The organism is Streptomyces sp. NPDC048288 (genome assembly GCF_043201555.1).
Classification (GTDB): domain Bacteria; phylum Actinomycetota; class Actinomycetes; order Streptomycetales; family Streptomycetaceae; genus Streptomyces.
In genome coordinates, this window is sequence record NZ_JBICZD010000026.1 from 1 (window position 1) to 21,067 (window position 21,067).

Sequence of the window (21,067 nt, forward strand, 5' to 3'; positions counted from 1 at the left end):
ACGTCCACAGCTCTTCCGGCGCCATCCGCTCGACAAGCGCAGCAGTCATCACCCCAGACTGCCGCAAGATCACGCCAACTGAAATGGCGTCTTAGCCGGCGAACGGCCCACACGGCCGAAACGGCTGATCACATCTGCCAGCATCGTGACCCGCGGCAGCCAGTGGGTATGGCGTCACCGTTTTTGATCCTTCAGGACAACGATTCGGACCCGCTGACAGGTCGGCCGCATGTGAAATAAAAAGTCCAAATAATGGAGTTGGTCATGTTCAAAACCTGGAGGCCGGGCAAGGCTCCGGAGGGTGAAGCGACGGAGTCGGAACCCCGGGTTTCCGGGAGTTTCGCGCGTCGCGGGTAGGCAGGCTCTCTCGCCCTGGCCTTCTCCCTGGCGTTCTCGCTCTTCAGCGCCAGCCCGGCATCGGCGTGGTCGACCATGGGGCCGAACTTCATACGCAACTGGAACTACGGCGTATGCCTGGACAGCAACGCGGCTGGGGATCTTTACACAAACCCCTGCCAAGAGGGAAACAATTATCAGAAATGGGTCATCGTCTACGACAGTCACGTAAATTACGGCCAGGTCAAAATTTACAATGTGGCGACCGGGAGATACCTCTGGTGGGCGCAAACCACCCCGTTCACTCAGGTGTACTTCCCTTCCACTGACCCGTACTATCAACAGCAGATCTGGGAAGCAGTAGGGTCGAGCTGGGACAAGTTCCAACTCAAGGACCCGGACTGGTCGTACGGGGCGCATTGGTGCCTTTATGCCGACGGGAACGGTGATGCCCATGCGACCGGCTGCAACCCCAACGGCACTAACTTGTGGAAGTTCGGCTACTGAGCCCTTTCCACCTCAGCATGACTGCTGACTCGGCTCGCCCCCGGTTGAGCCTGGTGGAGGCACTGAGGGCAGGATGCATCCGTGCCCACCATGGTTGTTGAGATCCACGTGCCGTTGCTGCCGACGCCCGACCCGCTGGACGGTTCCTACCCGTTTCCCTGGATCGAGGAGGTCGAGGACTTCCTGTCCGATCTCGAAGACCAGGGTGACGTGGAAGTATTCGATGAGGGAGACGAGGACGGGAACGTCTACGTCTTCTTCGTCACCGGAGCCGGCGAGAGGGATCTCCTGGCAGTGGCGTCCCGCGTGGCCACGCTGCCCGGCGTCCCTGCGGGAGCAGTTGCGTTCGTCAGTAACGACGAGGCCGAGGAATGCGGTCTGGGACGACGGGTGACGCTTCCGCTTCCTGCACTCTGAAGACCGATGCGAAGCCCCCGGCCCAGGTCAGGTCGCACGGCAGCAAGGCTCCGCGTGCGTGAAAATGTGAAGCTCCTGGTAGACGAGTCGTCGACCAAGATCAACCTGACCTCGACGTCGATGTCCAGCAGGGCGCCGTGGATGAGGATCTCGTCCTTGAAGCCCTGGTCCGCCAGGGCCTTCTCCAGACGCATCCCGCACCGCTCGGCCGCCTGATCGAGGGGGGGTGGTGCCGGCGGCGTTGTCATGGCCGGAAGCGGCCGGCACCACGACGCCGATGACCAGCCCCGGAGCGTCGAGGGCCGGTCCCCGCTTGCGCCCCGACCCCTTTTTGCCGGCATGTTCTTGCCGGCGTGGCGTCCAGTCCCGTCGCGGCCTTCGGGACACCCGCGACCGCGCGGACGGACTGGGTGCCGATGATCACCAGGGACGGGTCATCCGATTGCCGGGCCCTCTCCCGTACCTGGCAGTGCAGGAGTTCCCGGACCCGCTGGTCAAGACCGTCTTCGCGCCACAGGCCGAAGCAGTAGAACACCGCTGACCAGGCCGGGAAGTCGTGGGGCGGACAGCACTGCTGACGGCCCGTCCGGTTCTTGCAGAAGATCACGTTCCCGACCCCGCAGATCGCAGGACCCGGGATCTCCGGTCGCCGACCGTGCCACCCTGTCCTGCTTCCAGGCTGTGATCATCGGCTCGATCAATGCCCACCGCTCGTCCGGCAAGTGGCTGGGGTACGGCTCGAGTGATCACGAACCAAGGAAGAAAGGAAGAAAGGAAGATGGGACTTGACGTCCACTCAGCCCGCGGCAGCGACGGAGAACGCTGTCCGCGCTAGGAAGCTCGTGCGTCGTGACTCTCGCGATTGACGAGGACTTGTCCCATGTGGGTCTGGGCCCACTGCCTGAGCCCGCGTGTCAGGTGGTGGAGTGAGAGGCCGAGGTCGGTCAGCTCGTACGTGACCGTGACGGGGACCGTGGGGGTCACGGTACGGATGAGCAGGCCGTCGCGTTCGAGAGCCCGTAGGGTCTGGGTCAACATCTTCTGGCTGACGCCGGCCAGTAGCCGGGCGAGCTCGGAGTACCGCATCGCCTTGGGGGCATGGGACGCGCCGGGCCGCTCGGGTGCGTCACCGCCCAGTGCGCACAGGATCAGGACGACCCACTTGTCCGAGATCCGGTCAAGGAGCTGGCGGCTGGGGCACACCGCCAGGAACGCGTTGTATTCCGCCTTGGCCTGCGCCTTCTTGTCGGCCCTCGTCGTCGTCACTGATCTCGCCTCTCACCTTCTGGGTCGTTACGCACCTCAGGGTGCCTACTTCCCGACATGAAGTTCCTCTCCAACACTGGTGCAAGGGGGCTGGAGACACCACCCCTGGCACGAAACCCCTGGCACGAAGTGAAAGGCGCCACGATGAACACGCCCTCCGCACCCCTTCCCGGCGGAACCTGGACGCTGGGTGACTCCTCCGTCACCCGGTTCGGCTACGGCGCAATGCAGCTCGCCGGCCCGTGGGTCATGGGGCCGCCCGCGGACCACGACGGTGCCCTGGCCGTGCTGCGCACGGCGGTCAACCTCGGGATCACCCACATCGACACCAGCGACGCCTACGGACCGCGCGTCACCAATGAGTTGATCCGTGAAGCGCTGCACCCCTACCCGGAGCCGCTGTTCATCGCCACCAAAGTGGGTGCGACCCGCGACGCGCAGGGCGGCTGGCCCACGGCCCGGCGCCCCGAAGACCTGCGCAAACAGGTCCATGAGAACCTCGAATCCCTCGGCGTCGAGACCCTCGACCTGGTCAACATGCGCATGGGCGACGCTCAAGGCCCCCGGCCCTGCTCGATCACCGAAGCATTCGAGACGCTCGTCGACCTTCAGAACGAGGGCCTGATCCGCCACCTCGGCGTCAGCAATGTCACCGCGGAGCAGGTCGCCGAGGCGCGCGGCATCGCCCCGATCGTGTGCGTGCAGAACATGTACAACCTCGCCCACCGCCACGACGACGACCTCGTGGACCACCTCGCCGCCGACGGCATCGCCTACGTGCCGTTCTTCCCCCTGGGAGGCTTCACGCCGCTCCAGTCCGAGGCCCTCTCGCAGGTCGCGAACCGACTGGGGGCGACGCCCATGTCGATCGCGCTGGCCTGGCTGGTGCAACGCTCACCGAACATCCTGCTCATCCCCGGTACTTCGTCCACCGCCCACCTCTACGAGAACATCGCAGGCGCCCGTCTCTCCCTCGCAGACGAAGATCTGGGCGAACTGAACAGCATCGGCCGCTGAACGACAGGTCATCGACCGAGGACAGTGTCAACGGCCACTTCGTTCTCCCTATAGGCGGCGAGGAGTTCGCCCAGTCAGCCCAGGCAGACTCGTTCGGGTCGTCGGGCGGACCAGAAGGAGACGTCCGCGATGTGCAATCCGGCGCCGGTGGCCCAACACTTGGGCTGCCGCGGCGAAGCCGGTGTCCGCGTAGGTCAGCGGCGACGGGGATCACTGCCCGGATGCCGCGCTTGCGCAGGTGCTCGCGGATCGCGGGGGAGGAGTACGCCTAATAGGCACTGTGGGTTGGCCGTTGGGTCAGTCCGGGCAGGGGCCAGAGCGAGACGTCTGGGATATACGCGGCGCGAGGAGTGCTTCGACAAGACGGACGCGGTTCAGGCCCCTGCCATGTCGACTCCTGTCGCCGTACCGTGCCGTGATTCGAGCCGTTCCCGGAGCCACCTCCCAATTGGCCAGAGCCTTCGAGCTCTTCACGAGAGCGAGGACTCTGGGCAGGGCTGGGACCACGGACGGCTGATGGGGTGTCTTGTCGGCCAGGACCAGGTCCGGCCTGGTGCGTGGTCGCCCTCGCCTACGGGGTACGCGCAGGCGGACCACGACATCCCCGAAGGCAGGCGCGTCACCGGTCTGGCCTGCGGTGAGAACGAACGCGAGGGGTCGGCAGCGGGCCTCGGCAGCGGGGTGGATCTTTGTTGTCGGTCCCCTGCGGAACCGGCCGATGACATGGTCGTCCGGTGCGCCGGCCGGGGCTCCCTTCTGCAGGCCCCGGCCGCGTGCTGGTGAGCACGTACGATCGTGGAGTCCATCGAGACGGCCCAGTCGAGATCCTCGTCGCGTCGGCCTGGGCCACCAGGGCGGTGAACACCCGCATCCAGGTGCCGTCGACAGCCCCCGTCCGCAGCTGGCTATGGACACCTCGCCAGTTGCCGTACTTCTCCGACGGCCGTACTTCGTCATGACCTACGCCGACGGCGGAACGTCGGCCGACCTGCACGCGGTCGGCATCGTGCACCGTGGCATCAAACCGCCGTCCAACATGCACGTCGCCCCTGTCGTGTCGGCTTCGGTGCTCGCGGCGGTCGGCTGCGGCGCTACCGCGGGTAGTGACTGGCCTCTGCTCCCAGGACGTTCAGCAGGGCGAGGGCCTCGGCGCCAGGGGATCCCGGCGGAGCGGTGAAGAGCACGAGGTACTGGTCGCGGTCGGTGAGCGTGAGGGTGTCGCAGTCGACGGTGACGTCGCCGACGGTCGGGTGGCGGAAGGTCTTAGTGAGCATCGGCGCGGCCTGCACGTCGTGTCGTTCCCAGAGCCGAGCGAAGTCGGGGCTGGTGTCGCGGAGTTCGTTGACGAGGCCGGTCACCGTGGGATCGGTGGGGTAGCGGGCGAGGGTGACGTGGAGCTGCATCACGACGCCCAGCCGGAAGTCGGCGGCGTCGGAGATCCCGTAGAGCGCCGTATCGGTGCGCTGCGGGCCGGGGAAGGCCCGGCGTGCGAGGTTACGGTCCGTGGGGGCCAGCGCGGCGAAGTCCTCCATGAGCGCGGCGGCGAGGTCGTTCCAGGCGAGGACCTCGCACGCGGCGGACATCACGAAGCCGGCCGTCTGCGGCAGCCGCTGCAGGAGCGCGTGGATGCTGGGGCGGACGTCGCGCCGGTGGAGCCCGGTGCGGTTCGGCGCGGTGCCCGCGAGGACGTGCAGGTGGGCGGATTCGGCGTCGGTGAGCCGCAGCGCGCCCGCGATCGCGGCCAGGACGTCGCCTGAGGGGCGTGGCGCCCTGCCCTGTTCGAGGCGGATGTAGTACTCGGTGGAGATGTGCGCGAGGACGGCCACTTCCTCGCGGCGAAGACCTGGTGTGCGGCGACGCGGTCCGGTGGGGAGGCCGACGTCCTGCGGGCGGAGCCGCTCGCGGCGGCTGCGGAGGAACACCCCGAGTTCCTGCTTGTCCATACGCCCAGTGTGCGCGAGGCGCCGCGGCGGATCCTGGTACAGCCTGTGCCTGTATCCGGTCCGGGGCCGGCCGGACGCTGGGTCTCATGACGAACAACACGCACACCATCGACAGCGCACCCGTCGGCCTGCTCAGCGGCAAGGTCGTCTTCATCACCGGCGCCAGCCGCGGCATCGGCGCGGCCGCGGCCCGGCTCTTCGCCGCCGAGGGCGCCGCGGTCGTGCTCGCCGCCCGCAGCACCGACGCCCTCGACCGCCTGGTGAAGGAGATCCGCGCGGACGGCGGCGTCGCCGACGCCGTCACCCTGGATCTGGCCGACCGTGCGAGCATCCGCGCTGCGGTCGACCGTGTCGAGGAACTGCACGGCCGACTGGACGGTGCCTTCAACAACGGCGCCGTGATCCAGCGGCCCGGTCCGGTCGACGCCACCAGCGATGAGGACATCGACGAGCAGTTCACCGTGAACTTCCGCTCGCACTGGACCGCCATGAACGCCGAGGTCGCGCTCATGCGGCAGGGCGGCGGCGGGGCCATCGTCAACACCTCCAGCATCGGTAGCCGCCGCGCCAATTCCGGCCTGCCCGCCTACGGGGCAATGAAGCGCGCACTCAACAGCCTCACCGAGACCGCCGCGGTCGATCTGGCTCCCGCCAACATCCGGGTGAACGGCATCACCCCCGGCGGCACCGCCACCGAAATGATCGACGAATGGGAAGCGGCGACTCCCGGAATCATCGAAGGGATGAGCGCCAGGATCCCGATGGGCCGGATGGGCGAGCCCCGGGAGATCGCCGAGGCCGCCGCGTGGCTGCTCAGCGACCGAGCCTCGTACGTGACCGGCGCGATCGTCCCCGTCGACGGCGGCGCCGGCGCCTGAAACAGGAGCGGCCCGGACCCCGGGCCGCTCCCGCACCCGCACGGAAGCGGCGGGACGCCGAAAACGAGGAGCGCAGGGGAATCAGCCATGACGGATCTCACGGGCAAGGCAGCCGTCGTCACCGGCGCCGGCCGGGGGATCGGGCAGGCGGTCGCGATCCGCCAGGGCCGCCTCGGCGCAAGCGCGATGGTCAACTACGCGCGGGGCGCGTCCGGCGCCGCAGCAACGGTCGCGGCGATCGAAGACGCGGGCCCCAAGGCCATCGCCGTTCAGGCGTACGTGCCGAAGCCGGACGACATCGAGGCGCTCCTGGACACGGCGCGCAGCCGGTTCGGCCGGCTGGACATCGTCATGGCGAACGCCGGCCTTGACGAGGGCCTCGGCCCGGTGCTGGACGTCACGGAAGCCGAATACGACTCGTCCACATCGGCTCCAGTTCCACCCTCCACCCTCCACCCTCCGCCCGACCGCCGGCTTCGGCCTCTGCACCTCCAGCAAGCTGCCCGCGAGCTTCCTGGCCGGAATGCGTGCCCAGGAGATCGGCGAACGAGGGGTCACGGTCAACGTAGTCGTTCCGACCGTGACGGACGGCGCGGGCTACTTCACCGAGAGCAAGGTCGACGCCCCGCTCCGCCGGCTCGTGCAGAACGCCAGCCCCCTCGGCTCGCGCAGGGGAACGGCCGACGACGTCGCGGACGCAGCCGAGTCCTTCACCGGCAAGCTGGCCCGCCGCTCCGGCGAGAGGGGAGTGGTCACGCTGCTACGGTCGGCCGTAGTGAACGGCGGCCGACCTCAGCTTCCCGGCTTCGGCCCAAGGTGGGGAAGCACGCGGGCGACCGCCGACTTCGACACCCCGAACAGCGGGGCCGGCTGCCGTAGCGTGAGATTCCTCCGCCCCCACACAGCCACCAGCAGCACCCGGTCCTCCAGCGGCAGCTTCCACGGCCGGCCCCGGTCCGGCCTGTCCACACCCTCTCGTCGCAGCTGCCCCACCAACTTGCCGAACGTGCGCTCGCTCAGCCCGGTGAACGGGGCTGTCCAGGACGGTTCCGACGCCGTGATCACACCAGCCACGGCAAGATCGTTCCACTGTCGGCCAGTCGGCCGAGCCTTGCCTGCACCATGGAAATCAGGCGACCTGCCTCGGCGCATCATCGAGGATGACCCCATGAGCCAAGACCTGGTGACGTTCCTCCAAGCACGCCTGGATGAGGAGGCCGAGCTGGCCCGGCGCTGTGACGGTGACGGTTGCGGGGAGTGGACCGCTCACGGGCACACAGTCGACTTCTGCCAGGGAGAGCTTCCCGGCTTCCACTCTACGATCGCCATACATGTGGCGTTGCATGACCCGGCTCGCGTTCTGCGGGAGGTCGAAGCCAAGCGACGCGTGCTCGCCCGCCATGTACTCAGTCCGGCTACGGGTGACCCGGAAATGCCGTGGGACAACCGCGATGACTGCCAGTACGACGGCGAGACCTGGCCATGCGACGACCTGCTCGACCTCGCCTCGCCCTACGCCGATCACCCTGACTACCCGCGACGACCCTGAGAGGGAGATCGTTTGCGGGACAGCCCTAGGGAAGCCACACTCACCTTGGACGAGCACGCGCTGAACCTCGCCAAGCGGCCCTACGACCTGCGCCACGCCGGAATTTCCTTCTGGCCGGCCTCCGGTATGGATCCCGCCGAGTGCGCTCGCAGGGCGGGCCAGAGCATCCAGGTTCTCTTCCGCTGCTACGCGAAGTTCCTGGCCGGGACCCGAGACCATGCCAACTAGTTGATCGAGGAGTCGATGGTCCGGAAGGATTCCGGACCAGGTGGGAAACGCTGGGGCATCGGTGGGGCAGATCGGGAGCAAGGCATCGCTTCGCTTTGCTGTCTGAGGCCGTTGCCGAGAAGGGCGCCTGACGGGTGATTTCCCAGTTCAGGCGCCCTTTTCACGTGCGTCTAGAAGAAGCCCAGTTTCTTCGGCGAGTACGACACGAGTAGGTTCTTGGTCTGCTGGTGGTACAGCCGTTGCATGCCCTTGAGCAGGGTGGATGCGTGATTCGCGGAGGAGCCGGCGGATTTTGGTCCGCGTATGGTCCGGATCTTGGTCGTGGATCTGTGAGGGCGGACATTAGCCAGCGTGCGTGCGCCCGGATCGGAGGTAAGGGACCGGCCGAGAAGCAATGCCAGAAGGCGAATTCCTGGTAGCTGCCCTGCGGCGACAGCGGCGAGACAGAGGAGCCTCCTGAGGCCGGTTGGCCTCGGAGACGGGCATCGTTGCCCTCTTCGAATGGCGCGGTGCTACAGGGCGAACCTTGGTTGATGCGGCACTAGCACGTGTCTCTGGTCCGTTGAGGCCCGCTGCCGCGCACGGTGCGCACGGTAACCGGCGGCGGGTGCGGTCGGATCGGAATCCTGAACGTCCGTAATCCTGTTGACTGGCGCGTCAGTGCGTTGTGGCGCCGCTAGCGGACTCCTGGCACGCCGCCTCGCTCCACCTGGCCGAGCGTGACTTGCCGCGCCGCCACGGTCGTGCCGGACCGGATTGCCGCGACGGAGCCGTCAACAAGAAGACCCAGCGGGGTCGGGAGAAACGCGCCCGGCGAAGAGAAGCCGCCCGCGAACTCGATTCTGACGACCAGCCCACGTGACAGCGCCCCTGCGCCTGCCGCCTCCGGGCGGGGGAGTGGGGGCGCTGTTTGTCGTGTCTAGCTCCAGCCGCCGAGGAAGTCGCTGCTGAGCTGCGCGTTGCATATGTTGTAGCCGCCCGAGGCGTGCGCGGTCTTCGTCTCACCGTCCACGGTCACACTGCAGCTGATGTCGCCCGAACCCTGAAGCTGCGCCATCACGTTGAAGTACATGGCGTCATCCTTCAGCTGCAGGGTCGCCTGGAACTTGCCGTTCCGGAATGTGCCCTTGCGGTTGTCCGTGTCGGAGCCGTAGGTGATGTCGAGGCCGCCGAGCGCGCCGGCCGGCGCGGTGCCCCACACCTTGAACACGACCTTGCCGGCGGCGTCCACCGTGCCGCTCGTGTCGCTGTCGGCCTTCTTCGGCGTGGCCTTGGCCACCTTGGCCTTCGCGGTCTTCGTGACGGTCACCGTCGGCGCGGGCTCGGCCTTGGCCTTGGCGGTCTCGGTGACGGTGGCCCGCGGCGCCGGCTTGGCGTCGGCGGTCGTCTTCTGGTCGCTGCCGGAGGAGCCGATGCCGACACCGATGAAGAACAGCAGCACGGCGGCGGGGATGACGATCCTCTTGCGGGCCCACTTCGGGCGGCCGTCCGGCTGGACCGGCATCTGCGGCGGCATCGGGGGCGGCGGCACCTGCCCCCAAGAAGGCCCCTGTGGCGGCGGCTGGTTGTACGACATAAGTCCCCCCTGAGGTGTTCGTGGAGGGATGACCGTAACGGTGCAGGTGAGAGCGCTGTAAGAGTTGTGGGGATCTGGTGATTAAAACGTGACGGAGCATGAAGCTTCAACGAGTACGATCCGTTTGACCGCTGAGAGCTACTTGTCAATTCGTCGCAGCCTCGGGAGAACCGGGCCTCGGCGTACGGAATGGGAACCCCCACGGGCGCGGGGATGGTCCCCACGCTGCCTGCCGGGCGACGGCTTGGCCAGCTGCTCCCCGCTCCTGCGGCGATGGTGCGGCCGGCCGCTCAAGCAGGTCCGGGACTTCCTCGGGTCCGACCTGCGGATGCCCGCGAGGCGTAGAGAACTCCATGGTCTGTTCCGGGAGCGCCGTTGAGCTGGCGGTTCGCCACGAACCGGGCACCGCGCGGCTTACGCCGAGCCTGCTCCTCTGCCCTGTTCGCTTACACCATGTACCCGATTGATCCGTCGGGCTGAACGCCAGTCACCACCTTCGGGAAATGGGGACTCACGGAGACAGGGGTGAGCAGTGCTGCTGCGGCAGCCACAAAGGCGGGATTCATTCTGGTGTAGCTGCTGTGCCCATACTTTTGGTGACGATGTGTGTCCACAGCGACGAAGACGTTGTCGCGGATGCCCTTCCGCCATGCGTTGCGCACATCGCCCCGCTGACAGGCGCTCGCACCCTGATAGATCTTGCCGTCGGAGGTGACGGCCCAGCCCAGACCGCGGGTCCCGATGCGGCTGAAGGCGGCTGCAGCAACGCACATCTCACCGGTACGGGTGTAACGGTAGTCGCCGACACTGTGCCGACTCGCGTGAGCGTCGTAGCGGCGCATCAGGCTGGCTCCATGGCCGTGGGCGAAGACGAAAAACTCTCGGGCCCGCTCACGCAGGAGCGCGGCGTCCTGCTGCTCTGCTCGTTCTGCCTCGGCATTACGGGTTGCTTCGGATTCGGCGGCTTGGAGCTGCCGGCGCGCGAATGCGGCTGCGGCTTCCTCTAAGTCGGACATGCGCTCCCCCTTCGGGATGGACCCCTAATGCGCCTTCCAGTGAAGCAAGTCGACGCCCACCAGGCCAAGCCTTGAGGTCTGAGAGGAAGCTGCGAGAGCGTGCTCGCTGGTGCCGACCACAGCCGCGTCTCGGTCCACGACCTGCAAGGGCATATCCCGGCCCGCCGGATCAGCATCGTCCACCGCCGCAGGCCGACCGTATTCGTCGGGGAACTGACTGCCTTCCTGCACATCGCCGCGAGCGCCGTCAATCAGCACGGTCCGCCCACGCCGACGTAGTCGCGCGAATCGTCCTGCATGGAACTGCACAGAGCTCGCCAGACATTGAGGGCGGCCGCTGTGGGGTTCACCGCGAACGGTGACCGCGTCCGGCTGATGACGCTACGGCGCGGCACTGCGGCCGGGAGCGCCCGGCACGCGCTGATGCGTCGGCTGGACGAGATCCTCCCGATCGACGATTCGAGCACTTACTACCAGTGACGTTGTGGTGCGGTTCGCGACTGCGGAACGACCTTGGTCAGTTGTTGTCGGTCGGTTCCGAGGCGCCGAGGCGTCCAGCCGCGCGCAGGTAGTCGACGACGCAGGTGGCCAGTGTCTCGGGAGGGAGCGGGCCACTTGCGTCGAGTCGCAGCTCCGGGTGGTGCGGTGTCTCGTAGGGGGAGTCGATGCCGGTGAAGTGGGGGAGTTCGCCGCGGCGGGCCTTGGTGTAGAGGCCCTTGGGGTCGCGGGACTCGGCGACCGCTAGCGGTGTGTCGACGTGGATCTCGATGAATTCGCCGTCCGGGAGCAGGGAGCGGACCAGGTCGCGTTCGGCGCGGAACGGGGAGATGAACGAGGCGAGGACGATGAGGCCCGCGTCCGTCATCAGCCGGGCGACCTCGGCGGCACGCCGGATGTTCTCGACGCGGTCCGCGTCGGTGAATCCGAGGTCGTGGCACAGACCATGCCGCAGGTTGTCACCGTCGAGGAGAAAGGTGTGGAACCCTTCGTCGTGCAGGCGGCGTTCGACCAGATCGGCGATGGTCGACTTGCCGGCGCCGGACAGTCCGGTGAACCAGACGACTGCCGGCCGTTGGCCCTTGCGCTCCGCACGGGCCGAGCGGGTCACCTCGGTGTGCTGCCAGTGGATGTTGTGCGCCCGCCTTAGCGCGAAGCGCAGCAGGCCGGCGCCTATGGTGTTGCGGGTGACGCGGTCGATGAGGACGAAGCCGCCCATCTCGCGGTTGTCGGTGTAGGGGTCGAAGGGGACGGGCCGGTCGAGGGCGAGAGTGCACACGCCGATGTCGTTGAGCGCGAGGGTGCGGGTTGCCGTCCGTTCCAGGGTGTCGACGTTGATCTTGTATTTGGGGCGGGAGACGTTCGCGCCGACGAGGCGCGTCCCCAGCTTCAGCAGATATGGGCGGCCCGGGAGCATGGGCTCCGGGCTCATCCATACGAGGTGGCACTCGAACTGGTCGGCGACTTCCGGGGGTTGGGACGCGGACGCGATGACGTCGCCACGGCTGACGTCGATCTCGTCGTCGAGCGTGAGGGTGATGGACTGACCCGCGGTGGCGGTGCCGAGGTCGCCGTCGGCCGTCACGATGCGCGCGACCGTGCTCTCCCGGCCCGAGGGGAGCACCCGGACGCGGTCTCCGACGCGTACGCCGCCACCGGCGATCCTGCCGCAGAAGCCCCGGAAGTCGAGGTGCGGGCGGCTCACCCACTGGACCGGCAGCCGGAAGGGACCACCGGCGGCGGAGCTGTCGACGTCCACGGATTCGAGGTGCCCGATGAGCGTGGGGCCGCTGAACCACGGTGTGGTTGGGCTGAGTTCGGTGATGTTGTCGCCGCTCAGGGCGGAGACCGGGATGCACTGGACGTCGGTCAGGCCGATGCCCGCCGCGAAGCGCCGGTAGTCGTCCGCGATCGACTCGAAGACCTCGCGGTCGTAACCGACGAGGTCCAGCTTGTTGACGGCGAGGACGACATGGCGGATTCCGAGCAGCGCGACGAGATGGCTGTGCCGGCGGGTCTGGGTCAGGATTCCCTTGCGGGCGTCGACGAGGATGACGGCGAGGTCGGCGGTGGAGGCGCCGGTCACCATGTTGCGCGTGTACTGCTCGTGCCCGGGGGTGTCGGCCACGATGAACTTGCGGCGCTCGGTGGTGAAGAAGCGGTAGGCCACGTCGATGGTGATGCCCTGCTCCCGCTCGGCCGCCAGGCCGTCGACGAGCAGGGCGAGGTCGAGTGCGCCGCCCTGGGTGCCCGCGGTGCGCGAGTCGCTCTCCAGGGCCGCGAGGTGGTCGGAGAAGATCAGCTTGGAGTCGTAGAGCAGGCGCCCGATGAGCGTGCTCTTGCCGTCGTCGACGCTGCCGCAGGTCAGGAAGCGCAGCAGCGACTTCTCCTCGTGCCGGCGCAGGTAGGCGTCGATGTCGGACGCGGCGAGGTCTGTCCCCGGCGGTCGGTGAGCCATCAGAAGTACCCTTCCTGCTTCTTCTTCTCCATCGAGCCCGCCGCGTCGTGGTCGATGGCCCGTCCCTGCCGCTCCGAGCTGGTGGTCAGGAGCATCTCCTGGATGATTTCCGTGACGGTCTTCGCGCGGCTCTCGACGGCGCCGGTGAGCGGATAGCAGCCGAGCGTGCGGAAGCGCACGGAGCGCGTCCGGGGCCGCTCGCCGGGGCGCAGGGGCATCCGGTCGTCGTCGACCATGATCAGGGCGCCGTCGCGTTCGACCACGGGCCGGGGAGCGGCGAAGTACAGCGGGACGACGGGGATGTTCTCGCGGTGGATGTAGAGCCAGACGTCGAGTTCGGTCCAGTCGGAGAGGGGGAAGACCCGGACGCTCTGGCCGGGGCGGCGGGCGGCGTTGTAGAGCCGCCACAGTTCCGGGCGCTGGTCCTTGGGATCCCAGTGGTGACGGGCGGAACGGATGGAGAAGACGCGTTCCTTGGCGCGTGACTTCTCCTCATCGCGCCGGGCTCCGCCGAAGGCGAGGTCGAACTTGTACTGGTCCAGGGCCTGTTTGAGCCCTTCGGTCTTCCACAGGTCGGTGTGTGTGGCGGAGCCGTGGTCGAAGGGGTTGATGCCCTGTGCCATGCAGTAGGGGTTGCGGTGGACGATGAGTTCCATGCCGGACTCGGCCGCGGCCTTGTCCCGGAAGGCGTACATGGCCCGGAACTTCCACGTGGTGTCGACGTGCAGGAGCGGGAACGGCGGCGGAGCGGGGTGGAAAGCCTTGCGCGCCAGATGCAGCAGGACGGTGCTGTCCTTGCCGACGGAGTACATGAGCACCGGGTGTTCGCTCTCCGCGACGGCCTCGCGCAGGATGTGGATGCTCTCCGCCTCCAGGCGCTCCAGATGGCCGAGTGCCGTCACGGCGTGTTCCCGGGGCGGTAGTCGCCGACAGAGAACTCCGCTGCGGAATCGCGTAGTTGGGCGTCCACGCCGTGCGGCCACTCGATGGCCTCGCGCACGGTCGAGCGCTCCATCATGCCGTAGGTCTCGCTGCCGTCCCAGCGGTAACGGACGCCGGACTGATGCAGGACGGGGAAGCCGGGCATGGTCGGGCGCAAGGCGGTGTCGTGGGCGGAGAACGCGGTCTCGGCCTCGATCCGGACGGTACGGCCGTCGGTGGTCTCCAGGACGACGGACACGTCCTCGCCCCGATCGCGCAGGGTACGCAGGAAGGGTGCCCGGACCACGCGGGCCGGGACGAGCGCACCGTCGCCGTCGAAGACGAAACCCTCGTTGTAGGTGGGGCTTCCGTCGGGGCTCGGCGGGTAGGTGATGTAGCCGAACGCGCGGCCGTCGGGGAAGAGTGCCGACTGCCAGCAGTGGCCCCAGAACCCGGCGAGTTGCCGTACTCCCTGGCGGCGGATGCGCAGTCCGCTGCCGGTGAAGGCGTGCTCCTCGCCCTCGACACGTACCGAGCCGGTGGCGCGGACCAGTTGTTCGTAGCGGGGTCCGCCCATGAAGCCCTGCTCGACGCCGGTCGTGAGCTTCTCGGCGGCGTCGGGCAGCAGGGCGCCCTGGATCCACGGCGGTACGGCGGGGCGGGCCTCGATGTGGAACTCCACCTCGGCCCGGGGGCCGTCGTGCCGGCCTTCGACGAGGTCGGCGGTCGTGGTGCGCACGGCCGTGCCCCGGAAGTCGGCGGTCCACAGGCGGAACGGGTCCACGCAGCGGAAGGCGAGTGGACCCGCCCCGATGATCCTCGGCCGGCCCTGCTCGTCGAGCGCCGGGTGGGTCTTGCCGGTCTCGCGCAGCCGGTAGACCCGGCCGTCGGGGAGGGCGAGGTTCAACTGGATGCCGTGCGCCTCCCACTGCGGCGCGTAGGCCTCGATGGCGAACCGGGGCAGGCCGATCTCGCCACGGTCGTCGGAGATCCACATGCTCACGGAGTCGCGCATCTCGGGGTCCACGGGGACGTCGGCGAAGACATCCTCGCGGGTGTCGGGCAGTCCGCCGGTGAGGTCGATGGCCATGACGGGAGTCCTCTCGGCTCAGTGCCGGGTCCACTGGGGGATACGGGCGGTGTAGTCGGCGAAGAGCGGTGCGATGCGGTCCGGTTCGATGCCGAAGGCGGCGGGCTCGGGGTGCCCCGCCCGCTCCCGGTGGGCGGCGGATTCCTCCCACCAGGCCGCCATGCCGTCGGCGAAGGCCTCGGTGACCGGTTCGCCGAGCCAGGCGTACAGACGGCGCACCTCGGCGACGGGGTCCTGCTGCATCGCGCGGAAGTCGATGTCATGGAAGCGGTCCGCGCCGCGTGCCTCGGACTTCTCGCGGAAGGCGAGGGCGCGGGCCATGCCGGTGGACCAGTGCTCCACGTTGAGCGCTCCCATGGCCTTCGGGTCGACATCGTCGCTGAAGCGGCCGGCGACCTCCGTGCACAGGTCGGCCACGGAGACGATGACGGCGGCCGGGTCGCGGTGGGTCCACACGAAGCGCGCGTCGGGGAACGCGGTGTCGAGGTGATCGAGCCAGAGCAGGTGGGACGGGGTCTTCAGCCGCCAGGGCTTGGCCGGGCGGCGCCACTGCAGCAGTTTGAGGACGCGTCGCTCGTAGGCGTAGGCAGCCGAGAGGTCGGCGTCGTGCAGGAGCCAGCGGGAGTAGTTCGGCACCTGGGCGAAGGCCTGGAAGTAGTGGGAGGCGAACGACAGGCCGAGCAGGGGCAGGCACTCCATCGGGCCGGTGGGGCTGCCGGGGACCATGGAGAGGGTGCGCGGTGACAGCCGCGTGATCTCGGCGATCTGCGCCTTGCCGGTCTCGATGCGAGGGTCCTCACCTTGTACGGTGCCGGGCGGCGGGCAGGGCTCGTTCGCCTCCCAGCGGCGCAGGGAGCGGGCGTTCGGGTCCTCGGCGAGGAGGAAGGAGAGGGCGGTGGAGCCGGTGCGCGGAAGGCCGATGCCGATGAGCGGCGCGGTGACCGGCTCGTCGTCGATCTCCGGATGGCGTCGGTACCAGCCCTCGATCTGGAGACGCTGGCCGAGCAGCTGGACGAGGAGTGCGGGGATGGAGCGCTGACCGGTGGAGTTGAGGCGCGCGTGGTCCCGGAGGTCGCGGACGAGGAGTTCGAGGCCCTCACGGAAGGAGTCGTCGCCGAAGTCGTCGAGGCCGGTCTGTTCGCGGGCAGCGCTCAGCAGTTCGTCGTGCGGTGACATGGTGGGCCCTTCGGAGTCGGGCGGGTGGGAGGACGGACGGGAGCCGCAACCCCCGCTTCAGGCGCGCATGTTGGCGCCGCCGTCGACGGCCCAGACCTGGCCGTTGATCCATTCGGCGTCGTCGGAGAGCAGGAACGCGACGGTCGCGGCGAGGTCCCCGGGGCGACCCAGCCGGGTGGTGGGCACCTCGTCGAGGAAGCGCTTCTGCAGTGCGACGTCGTTCTGTTCGCGCTGCAGCTCGCCCATGACGAGCCCGGGCATCACCCCGTTGCACCGCACGCCCTGCCGGCCCCAGTTGACCGCGATGTGCCGGGTGAGGGAGTTCACGGCGGCCTTCGAGGCGGCGTAGGCGGGACGCCACGGGTCTCCGCTGCTGACGGCCGCACCGGAGGAGGTGTTGACGATGCTCCCGCCACCGTGATCCAGCAGGTGGGGCAGTACGGCACGGGTGGTGCGGACGAACCCGAGGACGTTGACGTCCAGGGTGCGCTGCCAGACGGTCAGATCGGTGTCGAGGATCGTCCTGTCCCGGCCGAGGTTGCCGGGGGACAGGTCGGCGCCGACGTTGAACAGGCCGTGGACCGCGCCGAATTCACGGATCGCCGTCTCGACGAGGGCCGCCACCGTCGCCTCGTCGGCGAGGTCGAAGGGGATCGCGACGGCCTCACCGCCGGCCTTCGCCGCGCGCTCGGCGGTCGCCTCGGCGCCGGGCAGGTTGATGTCGCCGACGACGACGCGGGCGCCTTCCTCGGCGAGCCGGATCGCCGCCCCGGCCCCGATGCCGGTGGCGCCACCGGCGACGATGATCGTCTTGCCTTCCAGTCCGCGCATCGTGTCGGCCCTCTCAGCCCATCCAGATTCCGCCGGCGACGTCGATGGTCTGGCCGCACATGTAGTCGGCCGCCTCGGAGGCGAGATAGGCGACCATGTTGGCCACCTCCTCGGGGAGCCCCACCCGGCCGAGCTGCACATACCGCTCCAGCGAGGTGGCGATGGAGGTGCGGGCGGCGCGCTCCCGGTCGTCGCGGGGCTCGGCGACGTAGCGCCGCATGTCCGGTTTGACCATGATGCCGGGGGCGACTCCGAGGACGTTGATGCCACGGGGCGCGAACTCGTGGGCCAGGTTGCGGGTGAAGCCGATGACGCCCGCCTTGCAGGCGCAGTACGTGGTCAGACCCTTCTGCTGGACACGGCCGCCGACCGCGCTGATGTTGATGATGCGGCCGCGGCCCTGCGGCACCATGTGCTCCAGCGCCGCGTGGGCGCCGTACATCACCATGGAGAGACTGCCGAGGACGGTCATGTCGATCTCCGCCTTGGTGTGCTGCTCGAAGGCGCCCGCGACGGACATCACCGGGTTGTTCACCATGATGTCGAGGCCGCCGAGCGCGTCCTTGCTCTCGCGCACCGCACGGTGCACCTCGTCCCAGTCCGACAGGTCGGCGAGGATCGGGACGGTCCGTACCCCCCACTTCTTCTCGACCTCCGCTGCCCTCCGCTCCACCTTCTCCAGCGTTCGCCCGATGAGGGCGACATCGGCGCCGCAGCCGGCGAGCCGATGCGCGGTGGCCTGCCCCAGCCCGTCGCCGCCGGCGCCCGTCACGATGGCCTTGCGTCCGGTGAGGTCGAGGAGTTCGGGGACGGACTTGTCGATGATGTGGGTGGGCAGGCGGTCCATGCCCATGACACTGTCCCAGTGCGGCTCTTGGGCGTTCACGGAGTCCCTTTCTGCTGTGTGGTCTCCCCGGGGGAAACTTCCCTTCCGTGATGCTAGAACTACGTTCTCGTGATCAGCCAATACAAATTTCGGCGCACGGATATACCTTTCCGGTATAGCTCGCCGTTACCGTGAAGGACGTGGACACACATCGGCTCTCCTATTTCCTGCGGGTCGCCGAGGAAGGCTCGATCAATCGAGCGGCCGGTGTCCTGGGCATCGCGCAGCCCGCGCTCAGCCGCCAGGTTCGCCTGCTGGAGGAGGATCTCGGCGTCCAGCTCTTTCGCCGTACCGCGCGCGGTGTCCGGCTCACGCAGGAGGGCGAGCGGCTGCGCGCCGCCGTCGCCGGACCTCTGCGCCGTCTCGAACTCGCGGTGCGCTACGCCGGATCGCCTTTGGCGCGGGTCGAGCGCGGACTGCACGTGGGTATGCCGGAGACGGCCGCCGTCGCCTTGGCCATCCCTCTTCTGGGAGTGCTCGGCGAGGTGTTCCCGCGAGCGACCTTCCAGGTCAGCGCCGCGCCGACGGAGCACCTCGTGGCGCGCCTGCTCGACGGCTCGCTCGACATGGCGCTTCTCGACCCCATCCAGGACGGCCGGTTGTTCCAGGAGGACCTGGTCGTCGAGGACCTGGTCGTGGTGGGCGCCCAGGACTGTGGGCTGAACGCGGACGCGGCGGTGTCGTTCGTCGAACTCTGTGCCTGGCCGCTCGTCCTTCCGGCCTCACGGGCGGGGGTGCGTACGGCGTTGGAGAACGCGGCGCTCCGGCTGAAGACGCAGCTCTCGTCCCATCTTTCGACGGACTCGCTCGAACTCACGAAGGAAGCCGTCGTGGCGGGTCACGGGTTCGCGGTCCTGCCCTATTCCTCGTGCGCGCGGGAAATCGCCGCGAAGCGGCTCTGCCATGCCTCCCTCTCCGATCCCGTGCTCACCCGTCCGCTGCGGCTCTCGGTGACGTCGAAGCTCGACCTTCCGACCGGACTGGCCACCCGGGTCAGCGGCGTCATCAAGGAGGAGGCGGCCCGGCTCATCGGGTCAGGTGCGTGGCGCGCGCGTCTTGCGTCACCGTCCCGGGCGGACTGACCGCGCCGGTGGAGACGGCCGCCGCGGCCGCCTGAGGGGCCGAAGTCCTCACACGGATTGACCACACTCCCGCGAGAATGCAATTCTCCTAACGGTGGATCCTGGTTTCCGAATCGATGGCGGACCTCCTGATGTTCCGGCGTGTGTGCCTGCGCCGGCGGCGCAACCGCGGGGGGCGACGACGGCACATCCTGCCTCGGCCCACCCGCATCTTCGCTCTCGATGGACGGAGTTCCGAACATGAGCACGCGACTGCGCTTCATCTTCCACTACCCCGAGGGAACCGGTCCCGAGGCCGACGCGTTGGCGGCGGGACCACTGCACGAGATCGCCGCCGCCGCCGAGGGCGCGGGGTTCGACGGCTTCTCGCTCAGCGAGCATCCGGCGCCCGGGGAGCGCTGGCTGGCCTCGGGCGGCCACCAGACCCTGGATCCGCTGGTCGCCCTGTCGTACGCCGCCGCCGCGACCCGGCACCTGCGCCTCGTGACCTATCTGGCGGTGGCGCCGTACCGGAACCCGTTGCTGCTCGCCAAGGCGGCCGCGACGCTCGACGTGCTCTCCGGCGGGCGGCTCACCCTGGGGCTCGGCGCCGGCTACCAGAAGAGCGAGTTCCACGCGCTCGGGGTCGAACTCGCCGAGCGCAACGCCCTGTTCGACGAAGCACTGGAAGTGCTTCCGCTGCACTGGAGCGGCGAGTCGTTCAGCTACCGGGGACGGCACTTCGACGCGCGGCAGGTGATCGCCCGCCCGCGTCCGGTCCAGGATCCCATCCCGGTATGGATCGGAGGAAACTCACGCCTGGCGCGCCGGCGGGCGGCCGAGCGGGCGCAGGGCTGGATGCCGATGTCAGGGCCGGCGCAGCTCACCGCCACCGCGCGCACGCCGGCCCTCGGCTCGCTCGCCGAACTCGCCGCTCAGACAGCCGAGATGCGCGCGACTGCCGAGTCCGCGGGGCGCGCCGAGCCGCTCGACGTGGTCTTCTCCTACCCCGACCGGTCCATCGCCGCACCGGCGGCGAACACCGACCGCCACCGGGCGGCCTTCGCCGAGATCGAGAAGGCCGGGGCGACGTGGGTGGTCGTCTCCAGCGGCACCCGCGACCCGTCGGCGACCCGGGAGTTCCTGACGGCCTTCGGGGAAACCTACCTCCACGCCTGATACATCGTCCTGAGCGTGGGGCACGTGCTCGACCGTGAGCTCCCTGACCACGCGGAGGTACGATCCCTCCCGTGACCGAAGCACCAGTGACGACGAGGGACATCGCGCGAGCCGCCGTGCGGGAGCGCCTGGCCCGGGTGGCTGTGGAGTTCTTTCGCCGGGAAGGCTTCGACAAGGTCACCGCCAGTGAGGTCGCCGATGCGGCCGGTGTGTCACGCAGCACGTTTCTGCGGTACTTCGGGACCAAGGAGGAAGCGGTCCTGAGCGCGTTCGAGCCGAACTGCGGCGAGGCCGCGGCCGTGCTGCGTGCCCGGCCCCTCGACGAGGACGCCTGGACGGCCCTGCGGTATGCGATGAGCGCGCTCATCCGGCCCTACTACGACAGCGCGGCCGACAGTCTCGCTCTGGCCCGCCTCATCGACGAGTCCGCCGCGCTGCGGGCGCGCCGCCTGGAGATGATGTCCCGCTGGCGAGACATCCTGGCGGGCGTCCTCGCCGAACGGGCCGGCGAGCCCGGAGAGGTCACCATCGGCTTTCTGGTGCTCACGGCGGCCGCGATCGACTGTGTGACCATCGCCGTCGAGCGCTGGACCGCGCTGGACGGCCGCGTCGACCTGACCGTCCTCCTCGACGAGGCGCTGGCCACGTTCACTCCCCGGTAGGCCGGGCCGCTTCGGAGGCCGTACAGCTCCGGGATCCTGGCGACGGCCGCGTGTGGTCGGGCCGGTCACCGTG

At 68.7% G+C, this 21,067-nt stretch carries 22 protein-coding genes and 3 pseudogenes; 13 read left to right on the plus strand and 12 right to left on the minus strand.

All coding sequences use genetic code 11. The features are described from left to right. The first annotated feature begins 432 nt into the window (after positions 1–432). The 3 genes from ACGFZS_RS48175 to ACGFZS_RS48185 all read left to right on the plus strand — a co-directional run bounded on the left by ACGFZS_RS48175 (position 433) and on the right by ACGFZS_RS48185 (position 1,476). A complete protein-coding gene (locus tag ACGFZS_RS48175) occupies positions 433–843 on the plus strand; it encodes a hypothetical protein (protein ID WP_393800564.1) in 411 nt (136 codons plus the stop codon). Positions 844–933: 90 nt separating this feature from the next. Further along, on the plus strand, positions 934–1,260 hold the full coding sequence (locus tag ACGFZS_RS48180; RefSeq protein ID WP_393800626.1) for a hypothetical protein: 327 nt from the start codon (positions 934–936) through the stop codon (positions 1,258–1,260). Positions 1,261–1,326: 66 nt separating this feature from the next. Next, positions 1,327–1,476, plus strand: coding sequence for a hypothetical protein (locus tag ACGFZS_RS48185; RefSeq protein WP_393800565.1), 150 nt, complete (start codon positions 1,327–1,329; stop codon positions 1,474–1,476). A gap of 615 nt (positions 1,477–2,091) precedes the next feature. Here the strand turns inward: ACGFZS_RS48185 and ACGFZS_RS48190 are convergent. Further along, the gene (locus tag ACGFZS_RS48190; RefSeq protein WP_393800566.1) at positions 2,092–2,526 is read right to left on the minus strand and encodes a winged helix-turn-helix transcriptional regulator; all 435 of its coding nucleotides are present in this window, start codon (positions 2,524–2,526) and stop codon (positions 2,092–2,094) included. A gap of 144 nt (positions 2,527–2,670) precedes the next feature. Between ACGFZS_RS48190 and ACGFZS_RS48195 the strand changes: the two genes are divergently transcribed. Beyond that, positions 2,671–3,543 carry an aldo/keto reductase family oxidoreductase gene (locus ACGFZS_RS48195; RefSeq protein ID WP_393800567.1) on the plus strand — a complete coding sequence of 291 codons (873 nt, stop codon included), beginning with the start codon at positions 2,671–2,673 and terminating at the stop codon, positions 3,541–3,543. 136 nt (positions 3,544–3,679) lie between these two features. On the opposite strand, the pseudogene ACGFZS_RS48200 reads toward ACGFZS_RS48195, so the two are convergent. Both ACGFZS_RS48200 and ACGFZS_RS48205 read right to left on the minus strand, forming a co-directional pair. Continuing rightward, positions 3,680–3,811: pseudogene (locus ACGFZS_RS48200) on the minus strand (IS5/IS1182 family transposase); the annotation flags it as partial. An 823-nt stretch (positions 3,812–4,634) separates the two neighbouring features. Then, positions 4,635–5,486, minus strand: a complete 852-nt coding sequence (locus ACGFZS_RS48205) for a helix-turn-helix transcriptional regulator (RefSeq protein WP_393800568.1) — start codon at positions 5,484–5,486, stop codon at positions 4,635–4,637. 86 nt (positions 5,487–5,572) lie between these two features. Between ACGFZS_RS48205 and ACGFZS_RS48210 the strand changes: the two genes are divergently transcribed. Together ACGFZS_RS48210 and ACGFZS_RS48215 are read left to right on the plus strand one after the other, a co-directional pair. Then, on the plus strand, positions 5,573–6,364 hold the full coding sequence (locus tag ACGFZS_RS48210) for an SDR family NAD(P)-dependent oxidoreductase (protein WP_393800569.1): 792 nt from the start codon (positions 5,573–5,575) through the stop codon (positions 6,362–6,364). A gap of 87 nt (positions 6,365–6,451) precedes the next feature. After that, on the plus strand, positions 6,452–7,243 hold the full coding sequence (locus ACGFZS_RS48215; protein ID WP_393800570.1) for an SDR family NAD(P)-dependent oxidoreductase: 792 nt from the start codon (positions 6,452–6,454) through the stop codon (positions 7,241–7,243). Here ACGFZS_RS48215 and ACGFZS_RS48220 read toward each other — a convergent pair. Next, a pseudogene (locus tag ACGFZS_RS48220) lies at positions 7,172–7,438 on the minus strand (transposase family protein); the annotation flags it as partial. The gene ACGFZS_RS48215 and the pseudogene ACGFZS_RS48220 overlap by 72 nt on opposite strands. Before the next feature lie 94 nt (positions 7,439–7,532). Here ACGFZS_RS48220 and ACGFZS_RS48225 point away from each other — a divergent pair. Both ACGFZS_RS48225 and ACGFZS_RS48230 read left to right on the plus strand, forming a co-directional pair. Then, a complete protein-coding gene (locus ACGFZS_RS48225) occupies positions 7,533–7,913 on the plus strand; it encodes a DUF6221 family protein (RefSeq protein WP_393800571.1) in 381 nt (126 codons plus the stop codon). A gap of 27 nt (positions 7,914–7,940) precedes the next feature. Then, a pseudogene (locus ACGFZS_RS48230) lies at positions 7,941–8,141 on the plus strand (integrase); the annotation flags it as partial. A 919-nt stretch (positions 8,142–9,060) separates the two neighbouring features. Here ACGFZS_RS48230 and ACGFZS_RS48235 read toward each other — a convergent pair. Next, positions 9,061–9,657: a hypothetical protein gene (locus tag ACGFZS_RS48235; RefSeq protein WP_393800572.1), complete on the minus strand. Its 597-nt coding sequence runs from the start codon at positions 9,655–9,657 to the stop codon at positions 9,061–9,063. Between the two features lie 506 nt (positions 9,658–10,163). After that, positions 10,164–10,733, minus strand: coding sequence for a hypothetical protein (locus ACGFZS_RS48240; protein WP_393800573.1), 570 nt, complete (start codon positions 10,731–10,733; stop codon positions 10,164–10,166). Positions 10,734–10,832: 99 nt separating this feature from the next. On the opposite strand from ACGFZS_RS48240, the gene ACGFZS_RS48245 reads away from it, so the two are divergent. Together ACGFZS_RS48245 and ACGFZS_RS48250 are read left to right on the plus strand one after the other, a co-directional pair. Next, positions 10,833–11,012: a hypothetical protein gene (locus ACGFZS_RS48245; RefSeq protein WP_393800574.1), complete on the plus strand. Its 180-nt coding sequence runs from the start codon at positions 10,833–10,835 to the stop codon at positions 11,010–11,012. A gap of 60 nt (positions 11,013–11,072) precedes the next feature. Further along, complete coding sequence (locus ACGFZS_RS48250) at positions 11,073–11,213, plus strand: hypothetical protein (RefSeq protein WP_393800575.1); 141 nt, start codon at positions 11,073–11,075, stop codon at positions 11,211–11,213. 37 nt (positions 11,214–11,250) lie between these two features. On the opposite strand, the gene cysN is transcribed toward ACGFZS_RS48250, so the two are convergent. The 6 genes from cysN to ACGFZS_RS48280 are packed head-to-tail and all read right to left on the minus strand — an operon-like array spanning position 11,251 to position 18,092. After that, positions 11,251–13,188: a sulfate adenylyltransferase subunit CysN gene (cysN, locus tag ACGFZS_RS48255; RefSeq protein WP_393800576.1), complete on the minus strand. Its 1,938-nt coding sequence runs from the start codon at positions 13,186–13,188 to the stop codon at positions 11,251–11,253. Continuing rightward, positions 13,188–14,090, minus strand: a complete 903-nt coding sequence (gene cysD / locus ACGFZS_RS48260) for a sulfate adenylyltransferase subunit CysD (RefSeq protein WP_393800577.1) — start codon at positions 14,088–14,090, stop codon at positions 13,188–13,190. The genes cysN and cysD overlap by 1 nt, the downstream gene beginning before the upstream one ends. Continuing rightward, positions 14,087–15,199 carry a hypothetical protein gene (locus ACGFZS_RS48265; protein WP_393800578.1) on the minus strand — a complete coding sequence of 371 codons (1,113 nt, stop codon included), beginning with the start codon at positions 15,197–15,199 and terminating at the stop codon, positions 14,087–14,089. Before ACGFZS_RS48265 ends, cysD begins: the two co-directional genes overlap by 4 nt. An 18-nt stretch (positions 15,200–15,217) precedes the next feature. Continuing rightward, a complete protein-coding gene (locus tag ACGFZS_RS48270) occupies positions 15,218–16,375 on the minus strand; it encodes a sulfotransferase family protein (protein WP_393800579.1) in 1,158 nt (385 codons plus the stop codon). Between the two features lie 57 nt (positions 16,376–16,432). Next, positions 16,433–17,206, minus strand: a complete 774-nt coding sequence (locus ACGFZS_RS48275) for an SDR family NAD(P)-dependent oxidoreductase (RefSeq protein WP_393800580.1) — start codon at positions 17,204–17,206, stop codon at positions 16,433–16,435. Positions 17,207–17,219: 13 nt separating this feature from the next. Then, entirely contained in the window at positions 17,220–18,092 is an 873-nt protein-coding gene (locus tag ACGFZS_RS48280) for an SDR family NAD(P)-dependent oxidoreductase (RefSeq protein WP_393800581.1), read from the minus strand. 140 nt (positions 18,093–18,232) lie between these two features. Here ACGFZS_RS48280 and ACGFZS_RS48285 point away from each other — a divergent pair, with 140 nt between their 5' ends. From ACGFZS_RS48285 to ACGFZS_RS48295, 3 genes are all read left to right on the plus strand, one after another. Then, positions 18,233–19,174 carry a LysR family transcriptional regulator gene (locus tag ACGFZS_RS48285; protein WP_393800582.1) on the plus strand — a complete coding sequence of 314 codons (942 nt, stop codon included), beginning with the start codon at positions 18,233–18,235 and terminating at the stop codon, positions 19,172–19,174. A gap of 240 nt (positions 19,175–19,414) precedes the next feature. After that, on the plus strand, positions 19,415–20,332 hold the full coding sequence (locus ACGFZS_RS48290; protein WP_393800583.1) for a TIGR03619 family F420-dependent LLM class oxidoreductase: 918 nt from the start codon (positions 19,415–19,417) through the stop codon (positions 20,330–20,332). Positions 20,333–20,403: 71 nt separating this feature from the next. After that, positions 20,404–20,994 (plus strand): TetR family transcriptional regulator, encoded by a 591-nt coding sequence (locus ACGFZS_RS48295; protein ID WP_393800584.1) that lies wholly within the window; start codon positions 20,404–20,406, stop codon positions 20,992–20,994. Positions 20,995–21,067: the final 73 nt, after the last annotated feature.

Excerpts from the sequence above, each read along its gene's own strand:
- ACGFZS_RS48175 (WP_393800564.1), top strand. The coding sequence starts at position 433 with ATGGGGCCGAACTTCATACGCAACTGGAACTACGGCGTATGCCTGGAC.
- ACGFZS_RS48180 (WP_393800626.1), top strand. The coding sequence starts at position 934 with ATGGTTGTTGAGATCCACGTGCCGTTGCTGCCGACGCCCGACCCGCTG.
- ACGFZS_RS48195 (WP_393800567.1), top strand. The coding sequence starts at position 2,671 with ATGAACACGCCCTCCGCACCCCTTCCCGGCGGAACCTGGACGCTGGGT.
- ACGFZS_RS48205 (WP_393800568.1), bottom strand. The coding sequence starts at position 5,486 with ATGGACAAGCAGGAACTCGGGGTGTTCCTCCGCAGCCGCCGCGAGCGG.
- ACGFZS_RS48210 (WP_393800569.1), top strand. The coding sequence starts at position 5,573 with ATGACGAACAACACGCACACCATCGACAGCGCACCCGTCGGCCTGCTC.
- ACGFZS_RS48215 (WP_393800570.1), top strand. The coding sequence starts at position 6,452 with ATGACGGATCTCACGGGCAAGGCAGCCGTCGTCACCGGCGCCGGCCGG.
- ACGFZS_RS48225 (WP_393800571.1), top strand. The coding sequence starts at position 7,533 with ATGAGCCAAGACCTGGTGACGTTCCTCCAAGCACGCCTGGATGAGGAG.
- ACGFZS_RS48235 (WP_393800572.1), bottom strand. The coding sequence starts at position 9,657 with ATGCCGCCGCAGATGCCGGTCCAGCCGGACGGCCGCCCGAAGTGGGCC.
- ACGFZS_RS48240 (WP_393800573.1), bottom strand. The coding sequence starts at position 10,733 with ATGTCCGACTTAGAGGAAGCCGCAGCCGCATTCGCGCGCCGGCAGCTC.
- cysN (WP_393800576.1), bottom strand. The coding sequence starts at position 13,188 with ATGGCTCACCGACCGCCGGGGACAGACCTCGCCGCGTCCGACATCGAC.
- ACGFZS_RS48265 (WP_393800578.1), bottom strand. The coding sequence starts at position 15,199 with ATGGCCATCGACCTCACCGGCGGACTGCCCGACACCCGCGAGGATGTC.
- ACGFZS_RS48270 (WP_393800579.1), bottom strand. The coding sequence starts at position 16,375 with ATGTCACCGCACGACGAACTGCTGAGCGCTGCCCGCGAACAGACCGGC.
- ACGFZS_RS48275 (WP_393800580.1), bottom strand. The coding sequence starts at position 17,206 with ATGCGCGGACTGGAAGGCAAGACGATCATCGTCGCCGGTGGCGCCACC.
- ACGFZS_RS48290 (WP_393800583.1), top strand. The coding sequence starts at position 19,415 with ATGAGCACGCGACTGCGCTTCATCTTCCACTACCCCGAGGGAACCGGT.